Origin of the sequence: Streptomyces angustmyceticus (assembly GCF_019933235.1) — a bacterium.
Classification (GTDB): Bacteria; Actinomycetota; Actinomycetes; order Streptomycetales; family Streptomycetaceae; genus Streptomyces; species Streptomyces angustmyceticus.
The window spans coordinates 973806-992216 of record NZ_CP082945.1; the positions used below are offsets into that span (position 1 = coordinate 973806).

Below are 18411 nucleotides of genomic sequence, written 5' to 3' on the forward strand. Positions count from 1 at the left end.
CGCCGATGAACGACACGTCCGTCTTAGCGTCCTGCCTGGCGCGATTATCCTGGCCGCCGGAGCGGCTGGCCCGGGAGATCAACAAACGGTGCGGCAACGGCACCATCAGCAGCAAGGCGCCCTACAACTGGCTGAAGGGCGCGTGTCCCCGGCGCCGGCTGCCGCACATCGTCGCCACGATCCTCTCCGACCACCTCGGCGAGCCGATCGGAGTCGCGGCGCTGTGGCCCGAGCACTTCCCCGCGGCCTCCTGCCGGCGCCCGTCCGCGCAGCGGCGCACCGCGAAGCCCCTCTCCCGCCCGGCCGCCCCGGACCCGCTCGCCGCCTCGGTGGACTGGCTGGTGACCGACGACCCGCCGCCGCCCGCCCGGCCCCGCGGCGAGGAGATTCCCGACGTCGCGGTCGGGATGCTCACCGACCGGATCCAGCAGCTGCGCAGGCTGGACGACAGCTGCAGCAGCGGGCTCGTACTGGACTGGGCGCTCCATGACCTGCAGTGGGCCAAGAAGCTGGCGGCGGCCTACTCCTACGACGCCCCGACGGGCCTGCGACTGCACCGGATCATCGCCGAACTCGGCCAGCTCTGCGCCTGGTTGACCGCCGACCAGGGCAGGGACGAGCTGAGCAGCTCCCGCTTCCTGACGGCGCTGGGCGCCGCACGTGCCGCCGGCGACCGGCCGCTCGCCGCGTACATCATCTCCTGCATGAGCTACCGCGCCCTGTGGGCCGGACGGCCGGAGGACGCCCTGCGGCTGATCCGGATCGCCCGCAAGGGATCGGCGCGGGAGGACATGGGCATCGGCCAGGCGCTGCTGGCCACCCGCGAGGCCAGGGCCCACGCGGGTCTCGGCGACGAGGCGGGCTGCCGGCGGGCCCTGGACGAGGCCGCCGAGCTGAGCCGGACCGGGCGGCCCTCGTCCGGCGCGCCCTGGGCCTACTGGCTCACGCCCGGCGTCATGGTGGCCGATGCCGGACGGGCCTGGCTGGAGCTGGGGCGCCCCCAGGAGGCGGAGTCGTATCTCGCCCAGGGCATCGACATGCTCCGCGGCAGCCAGCCGCGCAACCTGCTGCTGCACAGCACCTCGCTGGCCGAGGCGCGGTTGGCGCACCGTGAGGTCGACGGCGCCGCCGAGGCCGCGGCCCAGGCCCTGGCCCTCGCCGAGAACGTCACCTCGCAGCGGGCGCACACCCGGCTCACGGCCCTGCGGCAGGGGTTCTCGCGCCACGACAGCGCGGTGGCGCGCGAGATCGTGCAACGGGCCGACGACCTGCTGGAAGTGGAGCGGGCACAGGCAGCCTGCTAGGCATGGAGCCCGGGGCTCCAGCGGCCGCCCGCCACCTCGGCACCCCCCACCCCCGGAACGGCATCCAGGAGAAACAGAAACACATGCGAGTCACTCACGAGGCACCGCTCGCCCCGCTGACGACGCTGGGCATCGGCGGACCGGCGGCGGCCCTCATCGAGCTGTACGACCCCGCGGACTTCCCCGAGTTCGTGGCGCTGGCCGGCACCTTCCCCGGCGAGCCCGTCTGCCTGGGAGAAGGCAGCAATGTGCTGGTCGGCGACACCGGGTGCGACGGCGCCGTGCTGCGGATGAGCACCAAGGGCGTCCGTGTCGCCGGGAGCACCCCCGACGGGCGGGTGCTGGTCGAGGTCCAGGCCGGCCACCTGCTCGCCGACCTCGTCGAGACCACCATCGCCGAGGGCCTGACCGGCATGGAGATGCTGGTGGGCATCCCCGGGACGACGGGCGCCCTCCCCGTCCAGAACGTCGGCGCGTACGGCCAGGAGACGGCCGACACCCTGGTGGAAGTCACCGCCTGGGACTGGGAGTCGGGCCGGATGGTGACCCTGGACGCGGCGGCCTGCGGCCTGGGCCACCGCACCAGCGTCTTCAAGCACTCCCGCCGGTGGACCGTGCTGAGCCTGGTCTTCGCCCTGCGCCGCGCCGAGCTGAGCGCGCCGGTCACCTACCGGACGGTCGCCGCCGAGCTGGGGGTCCCGGTCGGGAGCAGGGTGCCGCTGGACGAGGCGGCCCGGGCGGTGCTCGCCGTCCGGAAGAGCAAGGGCATGGTCCTGGGGTGCAGTGGCAGCGACGACCGCTCGGTGGGCAGTGTGTTCCTCAGCCCCGAGATCTCCCCCGCGCAGGCCGAGCGCCTGCGGGCGCGCCGGGCACCGGTGAACCGTTTCCCCGACGGCTCGACCCGGGTCAGTGCGAGCTGGCTCATCCGGGAGGCCGGGTTCGCGCTGCGCCGGCCGATCGTCCCGGGCGTACGGATCTCCTCCCTGCACTACACCCTGGTCGCCGAAGAGGGGGCGAGCGCCGCCGGTTTCACCCGGGCGATCGACATCGTCCTCCAGGAAGTGCTCCGCAGCACCGGGGTGCGGCTCACCTCCGAGGTCGACCTCCTCTGAACTCGGCCCGCGCCCGCCGGACCTGCCCGCCGCCGCGCACGCCCCCGCGGCACCGGCTCGTCAGAACCCGCCGGGCGTCGGCCGGATCTCGAAGCCCGTCGGCCCCTGCGGCTCCTCCTCGTGGACGGACACCGTGTTGACGGTCGCCATCGGCGGTCCCTCGTGCGCCCAGTCCACCAGTTCCTGTACGCGCTCGGGCTCCCCCTCGAACACGGCCTCCACCTCCCCGCCCGGCAGGTTCCGCACCCAGCCGGCCACCTGGTGCGTGTCGGCCATGCGCCGGCAGGTGTCGCGGAAGAACACCCCCTGCACGTCTCCGGAGACCACCACCCGTCTGCGGATCATCCGTGCCTCACCTCGTTCGCTCGCCCGGCGGTACGAGCGCAGATATATCCCGCCCTCGCGGTCAACGGGCGGAGCCACGCCCGGACGGCGTACGGCTCACCGAGCGGCCGGCGGCCGAGACGGCGCGGGCGAAGCGGACGGCGTCGTGGACGGCCGCCGCGCCCGTGTCGTTGTTGAAGTACGTGTAGACGTCGGCCCGGTCGGGCCAGGTGCCGGCGATCCGTCGCGCCCAGGTGGTGAGCGCCTGCCGGCCGTAGCGGGGCGCGGGGTCCGCCCGGCCGCCGTGCAGGCGCAGGTACCCCCAGTCGGCGGTCCGCCACAGGGGCGTCACGGGCCGGGAGTCCCGGTCGGCCCAGCACAGCGCGGCGCCCCGCGTCTCCAGCACGGCGCGGATCCGCGGCGTCCACCACGAGGCGTGGCGCGGTTCGACCACCACCCGGGTGCCGGCGGGGAAGCAGCCGAGGCAGGTGTCCAGCAGTCCGGCGTCCGCGTGCAGGGTGGGAGGCAGTTGGAGCAGGACGGGCCCGAGCCGGGGACCCAGGGCGGCGGCGCGCGACATCAGGCGCCCGACCGGCTCCCGGGGATCGCGCAGCCGCTTGATGTGCGTCAGATAGCGGCTGGCCTTGACGGCCATCACGAACCCGTCGGGGGTGCGGTCGCGCCAGTCGGCGAAGGTGGTCTCCTCGGGCAGCCGGTAGAAGGCGGCGTTGCTCTCGACGGTGGCGAACTGCCGCGCGTACTCTTCCAGCCAGAGCCGCTGTGGCCGGTCCGCCGGGTAGAGGACCCCGCGCCAGTCCTTGTACTGCCAGCCGGAGGTTCCGACGAGGACGGTCATGACCCGGATGCCTGCCCGGCCGGGGGCGGGGTCTATCAGCCGTCGCTCGCGGGGACCGGCCGTCCGGCGTACCGTGCCGGCGCCGGGGCCGGGCCCGGGGGCCGGCTGTCCCGGACGGGTGCCGTTCAGCGCAGCAGGCTGTCGAGGAAGTCGCTGCCCAGGCGGGCCACGGTGTTCAGGTCGAGCTGGTACCCGACGTAGCGGCCGCGGCGCTGGGTGGTGATCAGGCCCGCCTTCTTGAGGCGCGCGATGTGGCGGGAGGCCTCCGGTGCGGTGAGGCCGTGGGCGGCGGCCAGTTCGCCGGTGGTGTGCGAGCCGCGGGCCAGGGCGCGGCACATGCGCATGCGCACCGGGTGGGCGAGCGCTTCCAGGCGGGCCTGGAGCAGGTTGACCGTCATGGGGCGGGGCAGGTCGGGGGTGGTGATGGGGTACTGGATGACGGGTCGCCAGCCGGGGGTGATCATGGTGACCAGGTGGGGCCGGCCGAACGCGGTCGGGATGCAGGTGAGCCCCAGGTCGGAGGTCGTTCCCGCGCCGTCCACGAGTTTGTCGATGACCAGACGCTGCTGCTGGTCGTCGAGTTGGAGGGCGGGCGAGATGGCGGTCAGGGCGGGGGCCAGGCCCTTGCGCCGGAGCAGTTCCGTCTTGTGCCGGGCGTCGGCGTACAGGCGGGTGCGGGCGTCGTGCCAGGCGTCCGCGAAGAACTCCCGCTCGCAGTCCTGGAACAGCCGGCGCAGCCAGGCGCGGACCCCCCGGGGGTCGGTGAGCAGCCGGTCGGCGAAGGCGGCCTGCCGCGGGCCGCGGATCGCGGCCCGCTCGCGGGCCTCCTGTGCGTCCTTCGCGCTGATCAGCGGCTGGGGGACGCCCCGGTGGTACTGCGCCATGCAGGAGATCTCCAGGGCGGAGGCCACGAAGGTCTCGTCGTCCCGTTCGTCCAGGGCGTCCAGTTCCTCGGCGAGGGTGGCGGCGGGCCGGGCGGGCAGGAGGATGTCGGCGCGGGTGGCGTGCCAGAGGAAGTCCGCCTCGGCGAGCCGGTCGGCCAGGCCGGAGGACAGCCCCGTGGCGGTGGCCGTGGCCCACGCCCGCAGGCCGGGGTGGTGATCCGGGGCGGACAGGACATGGAGCATTTCCGCCAGTTCCGACAGCGGGGACGGAGCGAACAGCACCTGCCGGGGCTCCAGACGGCTGATGTCGAGGACGACGCTCACGGGGTCACCTTCCGCAGCGGGTGCTGCTCAGGCCACACAGTTGACGTTGATCGTCAACTGTTGCGGCGGCGGGCGGGGCGCTCGGCACAGTGACCGGCATGCAATCACTCCGAGGACGTGTCGGGGCCGCCGCCGGCCGGAATGTCGACGCTGCTCAGGCCCGTTGCGGCGACACGGTAGCCGAGCTGGAAGAGCGTCTGGACGCCGAGGTTCTGCTTGAGCTTGGCGATGTGCGCGGCGCAGCTGCGTTTGCTGAGCCCGACGCGGCGGGCGATGCTCGCCTCGCTCTCGCCCTCGATCAGCAGCTGGACGATGGCGCGGCGCGTCTCGTCGGCGATGTACGGCGCGGCGGCGGGCTCCTGGCCGGTGGGGAACTCGCTGGCGCGCTGCCAGCTGCGGTCGAAGACGTCGGCGAGGTAGTGGACGACGGCCGGGTCCCTGACCACGATCGCGTCGCCGTCGTGGTCGGGCGCGGGGACGAACGCGATCCGCCGGTCGACGACGATGAGGCGCTCGAAGAGGTCGGCCAGGGTGCGGACCTGGCCGCCCAGGGCGCGTACGCCCTCGACGTACTCCCGCGTGGGCCCGTCGAAGCGCGCGCTGTGCAGGTAGAGCGTGCGCATGGCCGCGCCGCGGCGCAGCACGGCGTGGTCGCGGTCCAGGGCCTCCTGCAGGAACTCGACCGGCCGGCCGCCGCCGGGCTGGGCGGTGAGCAGCTCTTCGCGGCATGAGCTGAGCGCCTGGTCCAGATGCCAGTTGACGGTGGCGGAGCCGCTCAGCCGCTCGGACCCGGGGCTCTCCTCGGCCGGCAGGGCGGGTTCGCGGTACTCCTCGATGAAGGGCGCGAGTTCGTCGCCGAGGTCCGAGGCCCGGTCGAGGAGTTCCAGGGCTCTGGCCCGCCAGGCGGATCCGAGGCGTGCCTCGGCGATCCGCGGATCGACGGGGAGGAGTTCGTCCGGCCGTCCGGGCGCGGGCAGGAGCAGTCCCAGGCCGAGGAGTTCGCCGGCCGCCGCCCGTTGCGCGTCGTGCTCGGCGCCCGTCGGCGGAAGGGCGAGCACACCGTTGCGGAGCGCTTCCCGGTAGGCGTTCTTGGCCGCCGTCCCGAGCACCGCCAGGGGCGGTTGCGCCAGCTCGGCGCTCTGCGTCTCGTGCACGTCCCCCATGTCCTCACCTCGATAACCGGCCCGTAGGTACGTCGAATTCGCGTTATTTGACCATGTCCACTCATGTTGGTGCCACTTCGCCGGACGCCGCCGCCGGTCCGCGAAGGCTCCGGACCCGTCACTGGCCCGCGCGGGCACAACCCCCCTCACCTCTCACGGGTCTTGTGCCCGGCGCCGTCCCACGACACCGCCCCCTCCTGCCCGCGACGACGCGGACCCCGAACGAAGGATCGCCATGAAGGTGCAGTATGCCCGTTTTGCCGCCCCTCACTTTGTCGCACTGCGTCAAGGTGATAGCCGCACGGCATTCCCTCCGACCCGCGGCGCCGAAAAGATGGCGATGCGCCAGGGAATCGACGACGCAAAACTCCACGCGTACGCCGAAGTTCATGGGCTCCGTAATCGGACGGCATTCAGGTCACCCACCGATTCCGGATGGGGAAAGAGACCCACTCTCACGTCGGCGTGAAGCGGTTGCCATCCGCTTCGCACACCAGAATAAGGAATTCCGCATGACCACCATGAGCGAACTGCCCCTTTCTCCCTCCGCAGCGCCGAGCACGGACCCGGGATTCGAGCTGCGCAGCGAGATCACCGTGGAACTCGTCGACCACTCCGCGAGTGACATCGGGGTGGTGCGGGCCGCGCGGGTCTCCACCGCCGGCGACCCACGGCGCGTTCAACGAGTTCGGCCGGGTCAGCCCGTGACCCCTCCCCGCGCACGACACGGACACGAGGAGTCGGCATGAAGGTCACCGTCTACGCCGGCTCGGCCCCGGGTAACCGGCCGGTGTTCGCGCAGGAGGCACGCCGGTTCGCCCGCGAACTGGTCGAAGCCGGCTGCGAGATCGTCTACGGCGGCGGCGCCGTCGGCCTCATGGGGGCCGTGGCCGACGCCGCGCTCCAGGCGGGCGGCCGGGTGACCGGGGTGATGCCCCGGTCCCTGGTCCACGCCGAGATCGCACACCCGGGCCTGACGGAACTGCACGTGGTCGACTCGATGCACGAGCGCAAGCAGCTGATGGCCGACCTCGGTGACGGCTTCGTCGCCCTGCCCGGCGGCGTCGGCACCGTCGAGGAGATCGTCGAGGTCTGGGCCTGGCTGGTCCTGGGCCACCACAGCAAGCCCGTCACCCTCCTCGACATCGAGGGCTACTGGGACCGGCTGTCCGGCATGGCGCGGCGGATGGCCGTCAGCGGCTTCCTGACCCCGGAGGAACTCGGCGGCTTCGTGTCCGTCACCGACGCCCGGCACTTCCTGGAGACCTGCGCCTCCTGGACGCCGCCGCCCCCGCGGTGGTCCGCCGCACCCGGCGACGCCGCCCCCGCACACCTTTCCTGACCGCCTCACTCATGGGCTGTGCCCGCAGGGACGGGCCCCGCACAGACAAGGATCCCCATGACCACACTCATCGACCACCCGATGCCGCAGCACGGCCCCCGGTCCCCCATCACCGTGGTCGACGGCTATGTGCCGGTGATCGACCTCGCCTCGGCGCTCGGCGGCGACGCCGCGGACCGCCGGGCGGTCGCCGACGCGATCGGCGAGACCTGCGAGACCAGCGGCTTCCTCGTCGTGGTCGGGCACGGCGTCCCCGCCGAGACGCTGACCCGGATGTACGACGCGACGCGGGAGTTCTTCGCCCTGCCCCAGGAGCAGAAGGAGGCGCTGCGCAGCGACGCCCGCGACCCGCTGATGCGGGGCTTCGGCCGCAAGGGCAGCCTGGCCGCCTCGAACGCGGACGCCACGGTGGAGGAGGAGCGCGCCCGCCCCGACCTCTCGGAGACCTTCACCTACAACCGGCTGGGCGACCCGGGCGACACCTCGCTGCCGCCGACGGCCGGCGCCGGACTGCGCCTGCCCAACAAGTGGCCCGCGCTGCCGGGTTTCGAGGACGCCTACCGCGCCTACTACGCGCGGATGGAGGACCTCGCCGTGGAGATCATGCGGCTGTTCGCGCTGGCCCTCCGGCTGCCGGAGGACTGGTTCGACGCCAAGGTCGACCGGCACATGACGAACCTGACCGCGAACTACTACCCGGCGCAGCCCGTGGCGCCGGACCCCGGACAGCTGCGCAAGGGCGTGCACAGCGACTGGGGCAGCCTCACCCTCCTCTACCAGGACGACGCCCCGGGCGGGCTGCAGGTGCGGGACAAGAACGGCGACTGGCTCGACGTCCCGGTGATCCCCGGGTCCTTCGTGGTCAACATCGGTGACCTCATGGCGATCTGGACGAACGACACGTGGGTGAGCACCGTGCACCGCGTGGTCAACCCGCCGCGCGAGTTCTCCCACCGGGAACGCTTCTCGATGCCTTTCTTCCACCAGCCGAATTTCGACACCCTGATCGAATGCATTCCCACGTGCACCGGTCCGGACACCCCGCCCAAGTACGCGCCGGTGCTGTCCGGCGAATACATCATGGACAAATTCCGCCGGGCGTACGACCTGTAGGCGATATCGCGTCGGCTCGTGCCGGAATCTGCCCCACCGAGCCGATATCCGCGGCGACGACGTACGAAGAGAAACGGTTTTTGAATGGCTCCGCCCCAACCCCCCGCAGCCGGCCAGGAGAGCCTTGTCGCACGGCTCGGATTTCCCGACCTGACGGGCAACGGACGCTTCGTCGCGGCCAATGTCATCGACAGCCTGGCCAGCGGTCTGGTCATGGCGTTCATGGTCGTGTACTTCACCGGCACCACCGACCTGTCGCTGGTCTCGGTGGGCACCTCCCTGACTCTCGGCTACGCGCTCGCGCTCCCCGCGCCCGCGCTCGCCGGCTGGCTCCTGGACCGGATCGGCCCCCGCCGGGTCGTCGCGGTCGGCAACCTCGTCTCGGCCGTGGGCTTCGTCAGCCTGCTGCTCGCCGGCTCGGCCTGGCAGATCGTCGCGACCCAACTGGTCGTCCAGACCGGCGCCTCGCTGTACTGGACCTCCGGCAGCGCCCTGGTCGCCCTGGTCGCCCAGGAACACGACCGCACCCGGTGGTTCGCCTTCATCCGGGCCCTGCGGAACGTCGGCATCGGCTTCGGCGGCGCCGTGGCCGCCCTGGCCGTGGCCGTGGCCGACGTCAACGGGCTCAGGGCGCTGGTGGCCCTGAACGCGGCCGGCTACCTGGCCGCGGCCTGGCTCATCACCTCCTGGCGGCCCGTACGGGAGTCCGCCCCGGACACCTCGGCCCCCGGGGCGAAGGCACCCCCCAGGGCCGGTTACCTGATGGTCCTGCGGGACGGCGCCTATATGCGCCTGGTCGCCGCCAACGTCTCGTTCGTGCTGGCCTCGATGGTGCTGAGCATCCTGCTGGGGCTGTACGCCACCGACAGTCTGCGGGTCGGTGCCTGGGTCGCCGGCGTACTGATCACCTTGAACACGGCCCTCGTCGCCACGACGCAGACCGTGGCCTCCCGGTGGATCGAGCGGCGGCGCACCACCCGGGTCATCGCCCTGGCGGCCGTCGTCAACGCCGTCGCCTTCACCGTCTTCGCCGTCCTGGGAGTGCTGCCCTCCTGGGCCGTGGCGGTGGGCCTGCCGGCCGCCGTCATCGTCTACACCCTCGCCGAGATCCTGGGCTCACCGCCCATGGGCGAGCTCAGCGTCGCCCTGGCCCCCGCCCATGCGCGGGGCCGCTACCTGGGAGTCTTCCAACTCTCCTGGACCCTCGGCGGTGTGATCGCCCCCGCCGCGCTCACCACCCTCCTGTCGTGGGGGCCGGCCTGGCCCTGGCTCTTCCTCGCCGCCGTCAGCGTGCTCTCGGTGCCCTTGGTGCTGAGCCTGGAATCCCGGGTCCGCCGCGGCACGGACCACGCCTCCCCGCCCGCCGGCTCCGCCGAGCCGGCACCGGACACCACCGCTCTCGAAGGAAACCCGTCATGAAGAAGATCCTGCTGATCGAGGCCAATGTGGCCGCCGGTCGCGAACTCCTCGGTGCGGCAGCACAGTTGGGGGCCCAGACCTATGTCGCCACCCACGAGGAGCTGTACGAGCAGTACCCGATCGACCTGCGCGAGGAGATAGCCGGCACGGTCTTCACCGACTTCGCCCGGCCCGACGACGCCCTGCGGGAGCTGGCCGCGTTCTGCCGGTCCACCGGCATCGACGCCGTCGTCACCTCCTGGGAGTTCCTCTCCCCGCTCGCCATCCGCCTCGCCGCCGAACTCGGCCTGCCCGGCCACCTGCCCGAAGCAGCCGACGCCTGCCGCAACAAGCGCGCGATGGCCGAAGCGTTCGCCCGCCACCAGGTGCCCGCCCCGCGCACCGTCTGGGCCCCCGACGCCCGCGCGCTCGCCGAGAGGATCGCGGCGAGCGGCCTTTCGTACCCCCTGGTCGTCAAGCCCGCGGAGAACGCGGGATCCATCGGCGTGACGGTGGTGCGCTCGGCCGGCGACCTGCCCGCGGCAGCCGCACTCGCCCAGGCCCAGACCCACGAGTTCCCCCACAACATCCCGCTGGACACCACGCTCCTGGCCCAGGAGTACGTCGGCGGCGACGAGTTCAGCGTCGAGACCGTGATCAGCGACGGCACCGTGCACCACCTCGCGATCACCGAGAAGTTCACCACCCAGGGAGACAGCCGGGCCGAGCTCGGGCACACCGTTCCCGCCGTGCTCGAACCGCCGGCCGCGGCCGCGGTGCTGGACGCCGCCGAACGGGCCGTCACCGCCCTGGGGCTGCGCAACGGCATCGCGCACACCGAGATCAAGGCCGACGCCCAGGGCCACGCCCGGGTCATCGAGACCGGCGCCCGCCCGCCCGGCGACCACATCATGCGCCTGGTGCAGGAGGCCCTCGGCATCAGCGAGGCCCGCGCCTACCTGCAGGCCGCGCTGGGGCAGACCCCCGATGTCACGCCCCGCCGCGACCGCGCCGCGGCCATCCGCTTCCTGGCCGCCCCGCGCGCCGGGACGCTGCGCTGGATCGGCAACCTGCCCGAAGGCGACGGCATCCTCGACACGAACACCTATGTGATGCCCGGCGACAAGGTCGGCGGCCCGCACGACAACATCGGCAGGGTCGGCCATGTGATGCTGCAGGCCCCCACCGCCGACGAGGTCAACAAGGCCGCCCTCGATGTCGTGAACTCCCTCACTGTGGAGGTGGAGACGGCATGGTGACCCAGCCCCCGGCCCGCGCACAGGCAGCGGACACGATGCGGCGCAGACCGTACCGGATCGCCTTCCTGCGCTCCATCGAGATCCAGCAGACCGCCCCCTACCTCGGCCGCCTGCACGACACCTTCGACGCGGACGGCGTCGAGGCCCGCCTCTACTACACCGACGGCACCTGCGGCCCCCAGGACTTCCCCGGCGAGGCCGTGAAGCTCGCCCCGGACGTCACCGCCGGCCAGATCGTCACCCACCTCCTGGGGTGGCGGGCGGACGCGGTGGTCTCCCTGTCCATCGCCGACGAGAACGCGCTGCGCGACGCCCTGGTCAAGGAAGAACTCGTCGCCCACGGCATCCCCATGGTGATGCACAGCGTCTCCGCCACCCGCCGTCTGGCCAACAAGTGGGACACCAAGGAACTGGTCCGCTCCTTCGGGCTGGACACCCCTCACGGCATGCTGCTGGACGGCGACCTCCTCAACGGCCGCAGCCTCGCCGTGCCCTCCTACGGCGAGCTCGTCGAGCGCAGCGCCCGGCAGTTCGGATTCCCGCTGCTCACCAAGCCGTTGTGGGACTGCCTGGCCAATGGCGTCAGCTTCATCGACAGCGTCGCGGACCTGACCGCCTACCTCCACGCCCCCTACGACGGGAACGTGGTGCTGGAGAAATGCCTGCGCGGCGAACTGTGCTCCGTCGAGGTGATCGGGCGGGCCGGCCAGTACGTCGTCCAGCCGCTCATCTGGAAGGGCGCCACCGGCGGCAAGCCGGAGTTCACCTTCGGCCAGCTCCGCTACTCCGCCCCGCGCACGGACGCCGAGACCGACTTCCTGCCCGTCGCCGAGGCCCTGCGCACGATGTGCGGCGAGATCGGCATCGAGGGCGCCGCGGAAATCGAGATGATCTACGCCGCCGGCACCTACCAGATCATCGAGATCAACCCCCGGGTCTCCGGCTCCACCACCCTGTCGATCGCCGCCTCGGGCTGCAACACCTATGCGTGCCTGACCGAGATGGTGCGCGGCCGCTGGTCGGCGGACCGTGCCAGGGCGCTCGAACGGAGCGAACGGAGGCTGGCCTTCCAGTTCCCCCTCGCGCACACCGCACCCGAAGCGGTCAGCGCCATGCGGCGCGAACTGGACCTCGTCCGCGCCACCACCTTGCACATCGACGGCCAGGAGCACGGCAACGCCATCATCTCCTGCACCCTGGCCGACGCCGCCGGCCTGGCCGCCCGGATGCGCGCGCTCAACGCACGGCACGCCCTCGTGCCCGAGGATCTGATCCAGCAGATCGACGAGGTCGTGCGCCGTGCCCTGGACGGTCCCGGCACGGCCCCGGCCCCCTTGTCCGCCGCCCTGTAACCCCCTTGCCGGAACACGGCGGCGCGGCCCCGGCGGCGCCCCGTGTTCCGGCCCCCTGTTCCACACCTCTCCCGGCACAGAAAGGTCACCTCGTGGCTGGCAGATTCGGCGTGGGCTGGACCCTCCACGGGGACGGCAGCGCCCCCGCACCGGGCCGGTCCGTCCGTCCCGACGAACGGCTGTCCTGGCCCCTCACCATCGGACTGGGCATCCAGCATGTCGTCGCGATGTTCGGCGCGACCTTCGTCTTCCCCACCGTCATGGGGCTGGACGCCAACCTGGCCGTGATGATGTCCGGACTGGCCACCGTGGTGTTCCTGCTCATCGTCAAAGGAAAGATTCCCAGCTACCTGGGCACCAGCGCCGCCTTCGTCGGATCCGTCGCGGCCATCCGGGCGGCCGGCGGCAGCACGCCCACCGTGCTCGGCGCGATCGTGGTGTCCGGACTCGTGATGGCCGCCTTCGGGATCCTCGTGCACACCGTCGGCGCCCGGCTCATCCACCGCCTGTTCCCGCCCGCCGTATCGGGCGCCGTGGTCCTGCTCATCGGCTTCAACCTGGCCCCCGTCGTCTCCGGCACCTACTGGCCGCAGGACCAGTGGGTGGCCTTCGCGACCATGTCCGTGGTCGTCGCCGCGACCGCCCTGCTCCGCGGCTTCTGGGCACGGATCGCCATCGTCCTGGGCCTGCTGTTCGGCTTCGCCCTCTCCTGGTGCCTGGATCGCCTGTCCGGCCCGATCCACGCCCCCGACGCCGCCGGACACCTCAGCGAACACTTCCGTGTCGACCTGTCAGGTGTCATGAACGCCCCCTGGTTCGGGCTGCCGCACATGCAGGCCCCCGACTTCAGGACGAGCGCCGTGCTGATGGCGCTGCCCGCTCTGGTCGCGCTGATCGCGGAGAACACCGGTCACGTCAAGGCCGTCGCCGAGATGACCCACACCGACCTCGACTCCAGCCTGGGCCGCGCCATCGCGGCGGACGGGCTCACCACCGCCCTGTCCGCGGCGGTCGGCGGCGCCCCCACCACCACCTTCGCCGAGAACATCGGGGTGATGGCGGCCACCCGGGTGTACTCCACCGCCGCCTACTGGGTCGCGGCCGCCGTCGCCGTCCTCTTCGGGCTCTGCCCCAAATTCGGCGCCCTCGTGGCCGCCACACCCGGCGGCGTGCTCGGCGGCATCACCGTGGTCCTCTACGGAATGATCGGCCTGCTGGGCGCCAAGATCTGGATCGCGAACCGGGTCGACTTCAACGACCCCGTCAACCTGGTCTCCGTGGCCACCGGCACCGTGATGGGCATCGGCGGCACCTCCCTCCAGCTGTCCGGCACCTTCACCATCAACGGCATCGCCCTCGGCACCCTGGTCACTCTGATCACCTACCACCTCCTGCGCACCCGCACCTCCCGCCGCGTCCCCCTTCCGCCCTCGCACCACGACCGGCCCGCACGGGACCGCCCCGAGGCGGGTCAGGCCACCGCCCTGGCCCCCGCCGCGCCGCTGCCTCCCTCCCCCGCCTCGCGGTGAATCGGCGTCCGCGCACCGGTCAGCGGGACGCCCGTGCCGCCGTGACGTGCCGCGACGATCTCGGCGGCGATGGACAGGGCGGTCTCCTCCGGGGTGCGCGCTCCGAGGTCGAGACCTATCGGCGAGCGGAGTCGGGCCAGTTCGGCCGCGGTGACACCGGCTTCGCGCAGCCGGCGGTCACGGTCCTCGTGGGTGCGGCGCGAACCCATCGCGCCGACGAAGGCGACCGGCAGCCGCAGGGCCTCCTGCAGCAGCGGGATGTCGAACTTGGCGTCATGGGTCAGCACGCACAGGACCGTACGGCCGTCGGTCGCGGTACGCCGGAGGTAGCGGTGCGGCCAGTCGACCACGATCTCGTCGGCCTCCGGGAAGCGGGCGCGGGTGGCGAAGACGGGGCGGGCGTCGCACACGGTCACGTGGTACCCGAGGAACCTGGCCGTACGGACCAGCGCCGCGGCGAAGTCGATCGCGCCGAAGACGATCATGCGGGGTGGCGGCACGTTCGACTCGACGAACAGCGTCAGGTCGGCCGCGCAGCGCGCCCCGCGCTCCGAGACGGCGACCGTGCCGCTCCGCCCCGCGTCCAGCAGGGCCCGGGCCTCCGCCACCGCGGCACGGTCCAGCTCCGGATCCCCGCCGAGCCCTCCTTCGTACGAGCCGTCGGAGCGCAGCAACAGCCCCCTGCCGAGGAGCCCGGCCGGCCCCCGGGCCACCCGGACGAGCGCCGCCGACTCCCCTCGGGCGGCGGCCGACAGCGCCGCCGCGCACACCTCCCCGCCCGGTGCGTCCGCCCGCACCGGCGTGACCAGGACATCGATCGACCCGCCGCAGGTCAGTCCCACCGCGAAGGCGTCCTCATCGCTGTACCCGAACCGCTCCAGCACCGTCGCGCCGTCCCGCAGCGCCTGTACACACAGCTCGTACACCGCCCCTTCCACACAGCCACCGGAAACCGAACCGATGGCCTCACCACGACCATCAACGGCAAGCGCGGCCCCGGGCCCCCGCGGCGCACTCCCCTCAACCGCCACCACACTGGCCACAGCGAACTCCCGCCCCTCCTGCCGCCATTGGTCCAACTCGTCGGCGATATCCAGCATCTGGGCCTCCTTGGGGTGGGGGTGGGATGGGGTGGGGATGGGAGTTTGTGGTGATGGGGAAGGGTCGGGGTCGGGCCCGGACGCCCTGGGGCGGAATCCCCACGCCCGCCCCCGGAGCCCATCAACGCTCGGACCGCCCCGCCGCCCCCAACTCCCCTGCTACTCCCCTGTCCCCGCCCGCAGAACGCGGTCCGGACGGATCGGCAGGTTCCGGTGGCGTACCCCGGTCGCGTGCCAGACCGCGTTGGCGACGGCGGCCGCGGCGCCCACGATGCCGATCTCGCCGATGCCCTTGATGCCGACGGGGTCGTCCTCGTCCGGGTCGTCCACCCAGTCCGCTTCGATGAGCGGTACGTCGGCGTTCGCGGCGAAGTGGTAGCCCGCGAGGTCTGCGCCGACATGGCCGCCCGAGGCCGGGTCCCTGACCGCCTCCTCGTGCAGCGCCATGGAGAGGCCCCAGATCATTCCGCCGATGAACTGGCTGCGGGCGGTCAGCGGGTTGATGATCCGGCCCGCGGCGAAGACCCCGAGCATCCGCCGTACGCGCACCTCGCCGCTGGTGACGTCCACCGCCACTTCCGCGAACTGCGCCCCGTAGGAGTGCCGTTCCTTCTGCGCGAGCGCGCCGATGGCCGCACCGGTGTCCGCCCGTGCCGTGATCCCGTCCGGCGGGATCTCCGCGCCCAGGGCGAGCTGTTCCTTCAGCTCGTCCACCGCGGCCGTGATCGCCCAGGCCCAGGAGCGGGTGCCCATGGAGCCGCCGGCGATCATGGCCGGGCCGAAGTCGCTGTCCGCGATCTTCATGTGGATGCGCGCCGGTTCCACCTCCAGCGCGTCCGCGGTGATCAGGGTCAGCGCGGTCCGCGCCCCGGTGCCGACGTCCGCCGCGGTGATCCGTACGGTGAACGTGCCGTCCGGCTCGGCCGTCACGGCGGCCGTGGAGGGGACGGCACCCGAGGGGAAGGTGGCCGCGGCGGTGCCGGTCCCGAGCAGCCAGCGCCCGTCGCGGCGAGTGCCGGGACGCGGGTCCCGGTCCGCCCAGCCGAACCGTTCGGCGCCCTCCTCGAAGCAGGCGAGCACCTTGCGGCTGCTGAACGGCAGACCGGACAGCGGCCCCACGTCCGGCTCGTTGCGCACCCGCAGCGCGATCGGATCCATGCCGCACTTCTCGGCGAGTTCGTCGAGCGCGGACTCCAGGGCGAACGAGCCCGGCGCCTTGCCGGGCGCACGCATCCAGCTCGGTGTCGGCACATCGAGCGGGACCACACGGTCGACCGTGTGGTGCGCGTCCGCGTCGTACATCACTCGCCCGAACTGCGCGCTCCGCTCGACGAATTCATGCACCGTCGAGGTGACGCACTCCGCTTCGTGGTCGAAGGCGCGCAGCCGGCCGTCGGGGTCGGCGCCGAGTCTGATCCGCTGCACCGTGGGGCTTCGGTAGCCCACGACCGAGAACATCTGGCGCCGGGTCAGTACGACCCGGACCGGTCGGTGGAGCACGGTCGCCGCCATGGCGGCGAGCACCACATGCGGGCGGGTCGCCTTGGCCCCGAAGGCACCGCCGACGTGCTCGGACCGCACCCGTACCGAGGCGGGGTCGAGCGAGAACAGCTTCGCCAGCTCCTCCGCCACGAACCTGCTGCCCTGGTTGGAGTCGATGACTTCGAGCCGGCCGCTGTCCCAGCGCGCCATCGCCGCATGCGGCTCCAGCGGGCTGTGATGCTCTTCCGGCGTGGTGTACTCGGCGTCCACGACCACGGCGGACGCGGCGAGTTCGCGCTCCAGGTCCCCCTTCTCCGTCTCGGTCGGCGAAGCGGGAGAACCAGCGGGTGTACGCACCTCGGGACGCCCGCCGGAGAAGGCGACATCGTGTGGCTCCTGGTCGTACCGGACGACCAGCGCTTCGGCGGCCTCCCGGGCCTGCTCGGAGGTCTCGGCGACGACCAGCGCCACCGGCCAGCCGGCGTGCGGTACCCGGTCGTGCTGGAGGACCTGGAGGATCGGGTCGGGCGCCCCGAAGGCCCCGGTGTAGTCGCCGTTGAGCCGCGGGGCGTTGCCGTGGTGCAGGACGGCGAGGACACCGGGCATGGCCAGTACGGGATCGGACTCCACGGAGCGGATACGGCCCCGGGCGATGGTGGACAGCACCAGCCAGCCGTGGGCGAGTCCGGCGAAGGGGATCTCCGCCGCGTAGCGCGCCGCTCCGGTGACCTTGTCGCGGCCCTCCAGACGCGTGTGGGCGGTGCCGGTGGCCCTCGTCGGCGGGACGGTCCTGGTGGTCGTGGTCATCGGGCGTCCTCCTCGGCGAGTTCGGTCAACACCGCCACGACGAGGTTGCGCATCAGCGTCACCTTGTATCCGTTGTGGGGCAGCGGCTCGGCGGCCGACAGTTCGGCATCCGCGGCGGCCGCGAAGGCGTCGGCGTTCGCCGGTCCCCCGATCAGCGACCGCTCGGCTTCCCGGGCCCGCCACGGCCGGGACGCCACCGCCCCGAAGGCGAGACGCACGTCATGGACCACGCCGTCCCGGACCTCGAGGGCGGCGGCGATCGAGCCGATCGCGAAGGCGTACGAGGCGCGCTCGCGCACCTTCCGGTAGCGGGAGCGGGCGGCGACCGGGGCCGGCGGCAGGGCGATGCCGGTGATCAGCGCCCCGGGCGGCAGCGCCGTCTCCCGATGCGGGGTCTCCCCCACGGGAAGATAGAACTCCGCCAGCGGCACCTCCCCCGGGCCGTCCGCCGTCTCGTAGGCGACGACGGCGTCGAAGGCGCTGAGCGCCACCCCCATGTCCGACGGGTGGACGGCCACACAGTGCGCGGAGGCACCGAGGATCGCATGGTTGTGGTGTTCGCCCCCGACGGCGGGACAGCCGCTGCCGGGATCCCGTTTGTTGCACGGCTTGCTGGTGTCGGTGAAGTAGCCGCAGCGGGTGCGCTGCAGGAGGTTCCCGCCGACCGTGGCCATGTTGCGCAGCTGCCCCGAGGCACCGGACAGGACCGCCTGCGCCAACGCCGGGTAACGGCGCCGCACTTCGGGATGCGCGGCCAGCTCACTGTTGGTGACCGTCGCCCCGATTCGCAGCCCTCCGTCGCCCCGCGCCTCGATCCGGTCGAGGGGAAGCTCGCGTACGTCGACGAGCAGCGAGGGCCGTTCCACCCCGCCCTTCATCAGATCGACGAGATTGGTCCCGCCGCCGAGACAGCGCGCCCCGGGATCGGAGCCGAGCAGCGCCACCGCACCGGAGACATCGAAGACCCGCTGATACCCGAACTCCCTCATACCGCCACCCCCACGCCGTCCGTGCCCTCCACGTCACCGGTGCCGCCCGCACCGTGCCTACTGCCTGCGCCAT

The 18411-nt window shown here is 72.5% G+C and carries 16 protein-coding genes; 9 read left to right on the forward strand and 7 right to left on the reverse strand.

What is annotated here, in order from left to right; all coding sequences use genetic code 11:
• Positions 1–5 precede the first annotated feature (5 nt).
• Together K7396_RS04765 and K7396_RS04770 are read left to right on the forward strand one after the other, a co-directional pair.
• On the forward strand, positions 6–1304 hold the full coding sequence (locus tag K7396_RS04765; RefSeq protein ID WP_086720192.1) for a hypothetical protein: 1299 nt from the start codon (positions 6–8) through the stop codon (positions 1302–1304).
• An 83-nt stretch (positions 1305–1387) separates the two neighbouring features.
• On the forward strand, positions 1388–2416 hold the full coding sequence (locus K7396_RS04770) for a UDP-N-acetylmuramate dehydrogenase (RefSeq protein WP_233476835.1): 1029 nt from the start codon (positions 1388–1390) through the stop codon (positions 2414–2416).
• Between the two features lie 60 nt (positions 2417–2476).
• On the opposite strand, the gene K7396_RS04775 is transcribed toward K7396_RS04770, so the two are convergent.
• From K7396_RS04775 to K7396_RS04790, 4 genes are all read right to left on the reverse strand, one after another.
• A complete protein-coding gene (locus K7396_RS04775; RefSeq protein ID WP_174887013.1) occupies positions 2477–2761 on the reverse strand; it encodes an acylphosphatase in 285 nt (94 codons plus the stop codon).
• A gap of 61 nt (positions 2762–2822) precedes the next feature.
• Positions 2823–3596 carry a DUF72 domain-containing protein gene (locus K7396_RS04780; protein WP_086720190.1) on the reverse strand — a complete coding sequence of 258 codons (774 nt, stop codon included), beginning with the start codon at positions 3594–3596 and terminating at the stop codon, positions 2823–2825.
• A gap of 125 nt (positions 3597–3721) precedes the next feature.
• The gene (locus K7396_RS04785) at positions 3722–4804 is read right to left on the reverse strand and encodes a DUF5937 family protein (protein ID WP_152105092.1); all 1083 of its coding nucleotides are present in this window, start codon (positions 4802–4804) and stop codon (positions 3722–3724) included.
• A gap of 104 nt (positions 4805–4908) precedes the next feature.
• On the reverse strand, positions 4909–5967 hold the full coding sequence (locus K7396_RS04790) for a hypothetical protein (protein ID WP_086720002.1): 1059 nt from the start codon (positions 5965–5967) through the stop codon (positions 4909–4911).
• Positions 5968–6479: 512 nt separating this feature from the next.
• Between K7396_RS04790 and K7396_RS35900 the strand changes: the two genes are divergently transcribed.
• From K7396_RS35900 to K7396_RS04825, 7 genes are all read left to right on the forward strand, one after another.
• The gene (locus tag K7396_RS35900) at positions 6480–6716 is read left to right on the forward strand and encodes a hypothetical protein (RefSeq protein WP_373866972.1); all 237 of its coding nucleotides are present in this window, start codon (positions 6480–6482) and stop codon (positions 6714–6716) included.
• The gene (locus tag K7396_RS04800; RefSeq protein ID WP_086720003.1) at positions 6713–7309 is read left to right on the forward strand and encodes an LOG family protein; all 597 of its coding nucleotides are present in this window, start codon (positions 6713–6715) and stop codon (positions 7307–7309) included. The genes K7396_RS35900 and K7396_RS04800 overlap by 4 nt, the downstream gene beginning before the upstream one ends.
• Before the next feature lie 57 nt (positions 7310–7366).
• On the forward strand, positions 7367–8422 hold the full coding sequence (locus K7396_RS04805; RefSeq protein WP_223659648.1) for an isopenicillin N synthase family dioxygenase: 1056 nt from the start codon (positions 7367–7369) through the stop codon (positions 8420–8422).
• A gap of 84 nt (positions 8423–8506) precedes the next feature.
• The gene (locus K7396_RS04810) at positions 8507–9841 is read left to right on the forward strand and encodes an MFS transporter (RefSeq protein WP_086720005.1); all 1335 of its coding nucleotides are present in this window, start codon (positions 8507–8509) and stop codon (positions 9839–9841) included.
• The gene (locus K7396_RS04815) at positions 9838–11079 is read left to right on the forward strand and encodes an ATP-grasp domain-containing protein (RefSeq protein WP_086720006.1); all 1242 of its coding nucleotides are present in this window, start codon (positions 9838–9840) and stop codon (positions 11077–11079) included. The genes K7396_RS04810 and K7396_RS04815 overlap by 4 nt, the downstream gene beginning before the upstream one ends.
• Positions 11073–12431: an ATP-grasp domain-containing protein gene (locus K7396_RS04820; RefSeq protein ID WP_223659650.1), complete on the forward strand. Its 1359-nt coding sequence runs from the start codon at positions 11073–11075 to the stop codon at positions 12429–12431. The genes K7396_RS04815 and K7396_RS04820 overlap by 7 nt, the downstream gene beginning before the upstream one ends.
• A gap of 92 nt (positions 12432–12523) precedes the next feature.
• A complete protein-coding gene (locus K7396_RS04825; protein ID WP_218039137.1) occupies positions 12524–13960 on the forward strand; it encodes a uracil-xanthine permease family protein in 1437 nt (478 codons plus the stop codon).
• On the opposite strand, the gene K7396_RS04830 is transcribed toward K7396_RS04825, so the two are convergent.
• From K7396_RS04830 to K7396_RS04840, 3 genes are all read right to left on the reverse strand, one after another.
• A complete protein-coding gene (locus K7396_RS04830) occupies positions 13903–15060 on the reverse strand; it encodes an XdhC family protein (RefSeq protein ID WP_152105093.1) in 1158 nt (385 codons plus the stop codon). The genes K7396_RS04825 and K7396_RS04830 overlap by 58 nt on opposite strands.
• A 159-nt stretch (positions 15061–15219) precedes the next feature.
• A complete protein-coding gene (locus K7396_RS04835; RefSeq protein WP_152105094.1) occupies positions 15220–17349 on the reverse strand; it encodes a xanthine dehydrogenase family protein molybdopterin-binding subunit in 2130 nt (709 codons plus the stop codon).
• Complete coding sequence (locus tag K7396_RS04840; RefSeq protein WP_086719365.1) at positions 17346–18338, reverse strand: FAD binding domain-containing protein; 993 nt, start codon at positions 18336–18338, stop codon at positions 17346–17348. The genes K7396_RS04835 and K7396_RS04840 overlap by 4 nt, the downstream gene beginning before the upstream one ends.
• Positions 18339–18411 lie beyond the last annotated feature (73 nt).